This window comes from Pseudomonadota bacterium (assembly GCA_039714795.1).
Lineage (GTDB): Bacteria > Pseudomonadota > Alphaproteobacteria > JAGOMX01 > JAGOMX01 > JBDLIP01.
The window spans coordinates 1-7,449 of the sequence record JBDLIP010000091.1; the positions used below are offsets into that span (position 1 = coordinate 1).

The following is a 7,449-nucleotide window of genomic DNA, read 5'->3' on the forward strand; positions in this document are numbered from 1 at the left end:
CTCCTTACAAATTAAGGCACTTTTTGTTCACAATAATGAAGAAATTTCCCGTCTGAAATTTGAGATGGCGGCTCGTTTGAGCAACCCTAACACTGGGCCATTTACCGATGCGCAAAAATTCTCTGCCTATATTGCTGCACAGCTTCACAATGCCGTAATTACAGAACCATTAGGTGATCAACTCGTGCATCAATTGATGGATATTGCAGGTAGCTCACATGAAATTTTGTCTGAATTAGCAAGCCACAGAAATTTAACCCACGCTGATTATGATCCAGCCAACATATTAGTGTGCAAAGATGGTGAAGAATGGAAAATTTCTGGCATTCTAGATTGGGAATTTGCCCTGTCTTCGACCTATTACATGGATATTGGCCTGATGCTCCGTTATGCGCACAGATTGCCAAAGTGTTTTCAAGATTCATTTGTACGAGGAATACAAGAAGGTAACCCCCAGTTGTTATCATCTGACTGGGAAGTGAGGGCTAAACTGATTGATTTGGTGTGTTTATTGAGCTTGTGTGCCGCAAATCCTCCAGATAAAAGACCTCAGATGTATGGGGATATTAAAAACTTGTTGCAACGCACGTGTGAGTTTCTGGGTAGGCAATAGGGATTGTAAATTTATGAGCATTTTCAAGAACAAATTATTCTGGATTGCAGTAATTGGTGCGGTGGTTGCCATTGGTTTCTATCTAAAACCCAACAAATGGGAGGCATACTATCAAAACAAGCTGGGCAATCCTCCGCACGCGGTTGTGGTTAAATCTGTTGGTTTAATTACAAAAGGAAATGCTCCCCTTACAGCTATTGATTTTGGAGCTGGGGTGGGAAATGAGGCTGTCTATTTATTGGGCCAAGGGTTTCGTGTCATTGCGATCGATAGCCAACCGATTGCCTTCAAGATGATGCGCAGTCGTGAAGACACCAAGTCTTACCTTGGCAGATTGCAAACAGTCGAAAGCAGTTTTGAGGCTATAGATTGGAAGAGGTTGCCTCAGGTTGATTTGTTCGTAGCCTCTCTAGCCTTGCCATTTTGCAAACCTGAAGCCTTTCCAGAAATTTTTGCTGAAACCAAATCGCACATAAAGCCAGGAGGCATTTTTGTTGGACATTTTTTCGACCCCAGTTACCAAGGTTTTTCTGAAAAAGATCGCCAAGCTATGACGTTTTTGAACAAGGATCAAGTGTTGGATTTATTCGTTGAATTTGAAATCCTACACTTTAATGAAACCAAAGATGCTGGTAAAAGTGGAACCGGAGCTGATATCGTTAGCCATATTTATGAAGTGATTGCGCGGAAAAAGGGTACAGGGACGTAAATGCACACCATCAATCAACTTTTTGACTTAGAAGGTAAAACAGCACTGATAACTGGTGCTGCCTCAGGTCTTGGATATCGCTTTTGTGAAGTGTTGGCACAAGCTGGTGCCAATGTTGTTGGAGTAGCCCGGCGCAAAGAGCGACTTGACCAACTGCAGCAAACCATCGGCAAACAATGTACCACTTACGTTTGCGATTTGACTGATGAAGCACAGTTGCAGGTTACTTTGCAGGCAATCACTGAAAAACACAAGATTGATATTCTTATCAATGCTGCTGGAGTGGCTGACTATACGCCTGTGTTTGCTGAAACCACTGATGAAACATTTGAGCACATTATGAATTTGAATGTCACTGCACTTTGGAAAGTTACCAAGACAGTGGCCTTACAAATGAAGTCCAAGGACATCAAGGGTTCTATCATAAATATAGCCAGTATCAACGGTGATGCTGTTCCTGCTCAACGTGCCAGTGCTTATTGTGCCTCAAAAGCAGCTGTAATCCAGCTCAGCAAACAATTGGTTGGTGAGCTGTCTCCCTTTGGGATTCGCATCAATACGATTTCTCCGGGCTTGTTTCGCACTGAAATGACTGAAAACACTATGGAAAAATATGAAGATGTTATCACCAAACGAATTCCAGCAGGTTTTGTAGCGGATGTGCAAGATATGGATGGTCTGATTTTGCTGCTGTCTTCCAATAAAGCCTCAAGATACATCAATGGCGCAAACTTTGTGGTTGACGGTGGCTCCAGCTGGGGTGGACATTTAGAGTCGGGGTGGAAGGATTGAAATTAAGTGCTTCAGAACTGAATCTCAATCCCAAATTTATGCAACAAATTAATCACATCAGGCATGGAAAATTTTGCCTTGGCGATTTCGTTTTCATTTGGGTCGATGCCGTAATTGCTGGCACCTCTAAAATCACAGCCGCGCAATTTAGTGCGCCTGAAGAGACTGCTTTTAAAGTCTGTGTGCACAAAATTCCCGCCTGAAAAATCACCACCTCTGAAATCCACGTCATGGGCTTTGCAGTCTTCAATGACCAGTTCTTTTAAACACAGCTCATAAAAGCTGGAATGGCTGAGATTGCATTTTTGAAACTTGATTGGGCTGATGAGGTTGATGTAGGGCCACTTTAATTCAGTCCAACTGATGCCGATAAGCTTTGATTCTCCAAAAACAACATCGCTAAAAGCAGTATTTTTAAATTGCGCATTGCTTAAGTTGCAGGATTTAAATGTGCAGTCGATGAACTTGCAGTCTGCAAATTTTGTTTCTGCAAAGCTTGAGTCCACAAACTGGCAGTTTTCGAAGGTCTTATTTTGTAGCTCACGTCTGTCCAGCGTTAAGGCTGAAAAATTAGCGTCATTAAATTCGCAAGCTTCAAATATGTTGGTTTCAACTTGAGTAGGCAAAGGAGTATACTCCTGGAATGTGGTGCATATGAGAAAAAGGTAACGTGTGGTGGTAGAAAAGACAAGTTTGAACTCCAGCAATAGATTGCCAGCAACTGTTCCAGCATTTGTATGGCATTTTGTCCGATCGCATAAATTGAAACTGCTTGGATTGGTATGGGTGGCGATATGGTGGGCTTTGGATATGTCCCTAAATCCCCTTATTGTTAAATTGATCCTTGATCGAGTCGCCACATCAGAGCTGCAAGAAACCTACACCATTTTGCTGTGGCCGATCGCAGCCTACTTTGGCCTTATTATTCTCTACAACGTTAACTTCAGATTTTGGGATTTCATCTGTTTGCGTTTGTTTCCAAATCTAAAAGCAGAGATGACAACGGCTCTTACCGCTTATACCAGCCAGCACTCTTATAGCTATTTCCAAAACAATTTTGCTGGCAGTTTGGTCAACAAAATTAAGGATATAGCGAAAGGTGTGGAAAGCACATTACAAATTGTAATTGATCGCTTTTTGAGCCATTTTTTAGCTCTTATATTTGCTTGTATTACTTTAGCAACGGTCCATCCACTGATTGGTTTGATTTTGTTTGTGTGGGCCTGTGCGTTTATTAGTTTTAGTTTTTGGTCAATGCGCCGTACTGTCCAGTTATCACATCGATTTTCCCAAGCTGTCAGTCAAGTTGTTGGTGATATCGTTGACCAGCTTTCCAATATTGTTAATGTGCGGCTTTTTGCAAGAAATGGTTACGAGGACCGATACCTTAGGAATCGTTTAGCCACAACCGTTGAACGGGATATTGACCTGCAATGGTTTCGTCTGAATGTTGCTTCTATTCGGGGTGGTTTGATTTTTATGATGGCAGTGTCTTGCATCCTGGTTTTAGTATGGGGTCGTAAACAGGGGCTTGTATCTGTTGGAGACTTTGGTTTGGTTTTCGTCTTACTTGGAACCATTTCGCAGGCATTTTGGTTGCTTGCCTCTGAATTTGCAACTTACGCGGAAACCTACGGACAAATGAAGCAGGGACTTGTCATAATAGAGGAGTCCCATGAAATACAAGATGTAATAGATGCCAAACAGCTTCAAGTGACAAAAGGCAATATCGTCTTTGATCAGGTCAATTTTCAATATCCAGATTCATCCCCTTTGTTTGCAGGGAAATCAATTACCCTCAGTACCGGACAAAAGGTAGGGCTTGTTGGATATTCAGGTAGTGGCAAAAGCACTTTTGTGAACCTGATCTTGCGTTTGTTTGACGTGCAATCAGGTCAAATCCTTATTGATGGCCAGGATATATCCAAATGCACTCAGGATTCCTTACGTGAGCAAATTGCTATGATCCCGCAAGATCCTGTCTTGTTTCACCGCACTCTCAAAGAAAACATCGGCTATGGCAAGATTGAAGCAACAGAGTCAGAAATTATCCAAGCCGCCAAACAAGCCCATGCGCATGAGTTTATTTCTGAGCTTTCTCAACAATATGAATCTTTAGTTGGAGAACGCGGTGTGAAACTGTCGGGAGGTCAACGCCAACGCATTGCTGTAGCTCGCGCCATTTTAAAAAATGTACCGATTCTTATCTTAGATGAGGCGACCTCTGCATTAGATTCCGTTACAGAACAATATATCCAGCAAAGTTTGCATGAGCTAATGCAAGACCGTACGACAATTGTCATTGCCCACCGTCTTTCGACTCTTGCCGCCATGGACAGAATTTTGGTATTTGATAAGGGTCAGATCATTGAAGATGGACCGCATGAAAAATTGCTAAAGGCAAAGGGCCATTACGCCAAAATGTGGCAGATGCAAGCGCAGGGGTTCTTGCCGGATGAGGAAGGAAATACGGAGTAGCATACCATGACTACAAACTCACTATCTCTAATCCCAGCAACACTTGATGACTACCCGACCATCCAAAACATGGCTCGGTTTTACGTTTATGATATGTCTCGTTTTTGCGGGATGCTCCCTGGTTGGGAGTGTCCAGAGAGCGGCCTATACGAATGCGTTGATTTAAAAAAGTACTTTATCGAAGAGGATTGTCACCCATTTCTGGTGCGTGTAGACGACGAGCTAGCTGGATTTGTGATGATCAATAAGCATGGCGCTTCAGAAGACGTGGATTGGAACGTGGGCGAGTTCTTTATCCTGGCTAAATTTCAAGGAAAGGGCATTAGCCAACAGGTAGCATTTCAGATGTTTGACCAATTCAAGGGAATCTGGGAAAGCTCTGCTATTCCACAGAATACCGGAGCTATTAATTTATGGCAGAAAACAATTGCCGCTTATGCAAAACGGAATTTATCCAAAGTGCATTTTAGCAAGGAGCGTAAAACCGTTACTTGTCCCGAACCACATGAGATGCTGGTGTGGCGGTTTGAGTCTCGTTAAGGAATAGGCATGAGTAAAGTAATTCTCTATATAGCCACATCCTCAGATGGATTCGTCGCTGACAAAAATGGCGGTGTGGATTGGCTACCTCAAGCTGCAGATCCAGGTGATACGCTTGGATACAAAGCGCTTTTGAATCGTATACAAATCATAATCATGGGAAGACGCAGCTATGAGCAAATATTAGGTTTTGGTGATTGGTCTTGGTCCGATAAAACAACCTATGTCTTCACTTCCAAACCTATGACAACAGATCGAGAAAATATTCACTTTGTACATGATGACGTCCCAACTTTTATGAAAAGATTTGGTGCAGAAAATCCCAATCAGGACATTTGGTTACTGGGTGGAGCACAATTGGCTCACTCTTTTGCCCAAGCAAAACTGATCGACGAGTGTGTTATCACAATAGTACCAACAATCTTGGGTGCAGGTATTAAGCTTGAACTTCCTTATGAGAATTTTAGCCTTGCACAAACCAAAGTGTGTTGTGATGATTTGAAACAGAAAATTTACCGGCGATCTGTTGATGGGCAAGCTCAACGTTAGCAGATAAAATGTAAGGAAATAACCATGCTCTATTTCATAACTGGCGCCAGTGGTAGCGGCAAAACAGCTTGTATACAAGACCTAAAGCAGGCCTTACCCAAGGCTGCCATTTACGACTTTGACGATATTGGTGTTCCCAAAGATGCTGACACTGTCTGGCGACAGCAAGCAACCGAGCAGTGGTTGCAACGCTATCTCAAGGAAAGAGAAAATGTTGATCACTTCTGCATCTGTGGCGGAGCTGTCTTGGGCGAAATCTTGGCATGTCCAAGTGCTACTCAATTGGACAACATCAACGTCTGTTTTCTTGATGTGTCTGATCTTGAACGAATCAGACGTTTGCAAAGCAGAGGCATGGGTGGTGTAAACCAAGACATGCTGAATTGGGCTTCATGGTTGCGGGTGCATCACGCAGATCCGCAATGGCAGCAACATGTGATTCAACATAATGCCTGGAGCGGTCTTGATTTTAGCCGCTGGGATAATCTTGATAGCTGGAAAAGCTTGGCTAAGGTTACAACCCTTGATACAACAGATATGAGCATTGTGCAGGTTGTCATGGGACTTGTGGATTGGATCAAAGGTGTAAAATGACTGTAAATCGAATCAGTTATTGCCTTGGCAACCTCTCAGCCACCTTCTGCAAAACCTCAAGATCATTGCTGACAATATGCTTCATATTATCCATGATCGTCTCGAGCGGCCAGTTCCACCATTGTAGTTTTAGTAATTCTTGGATGGTGTCTTCATCAAATCTAGGCCTGATGATGCGAGCTGGATTACCCGCTACTAAAGTATAAGGCGGGACATCTTTGGTGACTACCGAATAGGCTCCTATAATTGCACCATCACCTACTTTGACACCAGGCATAAACCTTGCTTTATAGGAGATCCACGCATCGTTGCCGATTATAGTATCTCCTTTGAAGGGTTCTTTTGGTGTATAGGCGTGCGCCCAAGGTCCTTGCCATTCGGTGAAAGGGTAGGTGGAAAATCCATGCACCTGGTGCTGTCCTTCATTCATAATGAAAGTAGCTCCACAAGCAATCTGACAGAATTTGCCAATAATAAGGCGGTCTTTGCTTTGCTCCCAATGATAGAGCACATTCGTTGTTTCAAAGTCATCAACGCCATTGAAATCGTGATAATAGGTATAGTCCCCAACAATGATATTGGGTCTTGTGACAATATTTTTGAGAAAACAAACTTGGTTGCCATATAGTGGAGACGGATAAGGAGTGTCAGGATGGGGGCCAAACTTGTCTACCCACGCACTGTGTTTGAGGGCTGTTTCGGCAAGAGTGCTCAGATATTCATGTTTTCCATTGCCATAGGCTTTGGGATCATTTGCAAGCTCACTTTTTAATACACTATATTCTCGTACCTTTTGTGGGAACGATCGTAAATAATCCCGAATCTCCAGGTGAGCTTGAATATTTGGATGTCCTGCGCTCAAAACATAGAGATGATGTGTTTGGTGTTCTTTCGTTCTTTTCCAAAGACAGAGAGAGTCTTTTGTGTCATGGCTCTTGCAGACTTGATAACCCTGAGCTTGCAGTTTCTCTAGCACAAACGCGATTGCTTTTTCATCCCCAATAACAGCAAGAATATCAATCGTTGGTTGGGCTGCTAACTTAGGTACAGCAGTGCTGCCAATGTGATGGAGTTCGCTTAACCCAAGTTCAACGGCCCGAGTTGCGTAACTGTTTAACAACAAGGGTTTAGCTTCCTCATTTTGTCTGTCCAGTCACTACAGATTTTTCTATCG

9 protein-coding genes are annotated in these 7,449 nt (G+C 43.0%); 7 read left to right on the top strand and 2 right to left on the bottom strand.

Features of this window, described 5'->3' with window-relative positions:
• From ABFQ95_06640 to ABFQ95_06650, 3 genes are all read left to right on the top strand, one after another.
• Positions 1-613, top strand: a 613-nt coding sequence (locus ABFQ95_06640; GenBank protein ID MEN8237199.1) for a phosphotransferase, incomplete at its 5' end; no start/stop codon positions are given.
• Positions 614-626: 13 nt separating this feature from the next.
• Complete coding sequence (locus ABFQ95_06645; protein ID MEN8237200.1) at positions 627-1,322, top strand: methyltransferase domain-containing protein; 696 nt, start codon at positions 627-629, stop codon at positions 1,320-1,322.
• Entirely contained in the window at positions 1,323-2,114 is a 792-nt protein-coding gene (locus ABFQ95_06650; GenBank protein ID MEN8237201.1) for an SDR family oxidoreductase, read from the top strand. It abuts the gene before it with no gap.
• Between the two features lie 11 nt (positions 2,115-2,125).
• Here the strand turns inward: ABFQ95_06650 and ABFQ95_06655 are convergent, their stop codons facing one another.
• The gene (locus ABFQ95_06655) at positions 2,126-2,740 is read right to left on the bottom strand and encodes a pentapeptide repeat-containing protein (GenBank protein MEN8237202.1); all 615 of its coding nucleotides are present in this window, start codon (positions 2,738-2,740) and stop codon (positions 2,126-2,128) included.
• A 49-nt stretch (positions 2,741-2,789) separates the two neighbouring features.
• Here ABFQ95_06655 and ABFQ95_06660 point away from each other — a divergent pair, with 49 nt between their 5' ends.
• The 4 genes from ABFQ95_06660 to ABFQ95_06675 are packed head-to-tail and all read left to right on the top strand — an operon-like array spanning position 2,790 to position 6,275.
• A complete protein-coding gene (locus ABFQ95_06660) occupies positions 2,790-4,592 on the top strand; it encodes an ABC transporter ATP-binding protein (GenBank protein ID MEN8237203.1) in 1,803 nt (600 codons plus the stop codon).
• 6 nt (positions 4,593-4,598) lie between these two features.
• Entirely contained in the window at positions 4,599-5,132 is a 534-nt protein-coding gene (locus tag ABFQ95_06665) for a GNAT family N-acetyltransferase (protein ID MEN8237204.1), read from the top strand.
• Positions 5,133-5,141: 9 nt separating this feature from the next.
• Complete coding sequence (locus tag ABFQ95_06670; GenBank protein MEN8237205.1) at positions 5,142-5,681, top strand: dihydrofolate reductase family protein; 540 nt, start codon at positions 5,142-5,144, stop codon at positions 5,679-5,681.
• A 24-nt stretch (positions 5,682-5,705) separates the two neighbouring features.
• Positions 5,706-6,275 carry a hypothetical protein gene (locus ABFQ95_06675; GenBank protein ID MEN8237206.1) on the top strand — a complete coding sequence of 190 codons (570 nt, stop codon included), beginning with the start codon at positions 5,706-5,708 and terminating at the stop codon, positions 6,273-6,275.
• Positions 6,276-6,291: 16 nt separating this feature from the next.
• On the opposite strand, the gene ABFQ95_06680 is transcribed toward ABFQ95_06675, so the two are convergent.
• A complete protein-coding gene (locus tag ABFQ95_06680) occupies positions 6,292-7,395 on the bottom strand; it encodes a GrpB family protein (GenBank protein MEN8237207.1) in 1,104 nt (367 codons plus the stop codon).
• Positions 7,396-7,449: the final 54 nt, after the last annotated feature.

Excerpts from the sequence above, each read along its gene's own strand:
- ABFQ95_06675 (MEN8237206.1), top strand. The coding sequence starts at position 5,706 with ATGCTCTATTTCATAACTGGCGCCAGTGGTAGCGGCAAAACAGCTTGT.
- ABFQ95_06650 (MEN8237201.1), top strand. The coding sequence starts at position 1,323 with ATGCACACCATCAATCAACTTTTTGACTTAGAAGGTAAAACAGCACTG.
- ABFQ95_06670 (MEN8237205.1), top strand. The coding sequence starts at position 5,142 with ATGAGTAAAGTAATTCTCTATATAGCCACATCCTCAGATGGATTCGTC.
- ABFQ95_06665 (MEN8237204.1), top strand. The coding sequence starts at position 4,599 with ATGACTACAAACTCACTATCTCTAATCCCAGCAACACTTGATGACTAC.
- ABFQ95_06645 (MEN8237200.1), top strand. The coding sequence starts at position 627 with ATGAGCATTTTCAAGAACAAATTATTCTGGATTGCAGTAATTGGTGCG.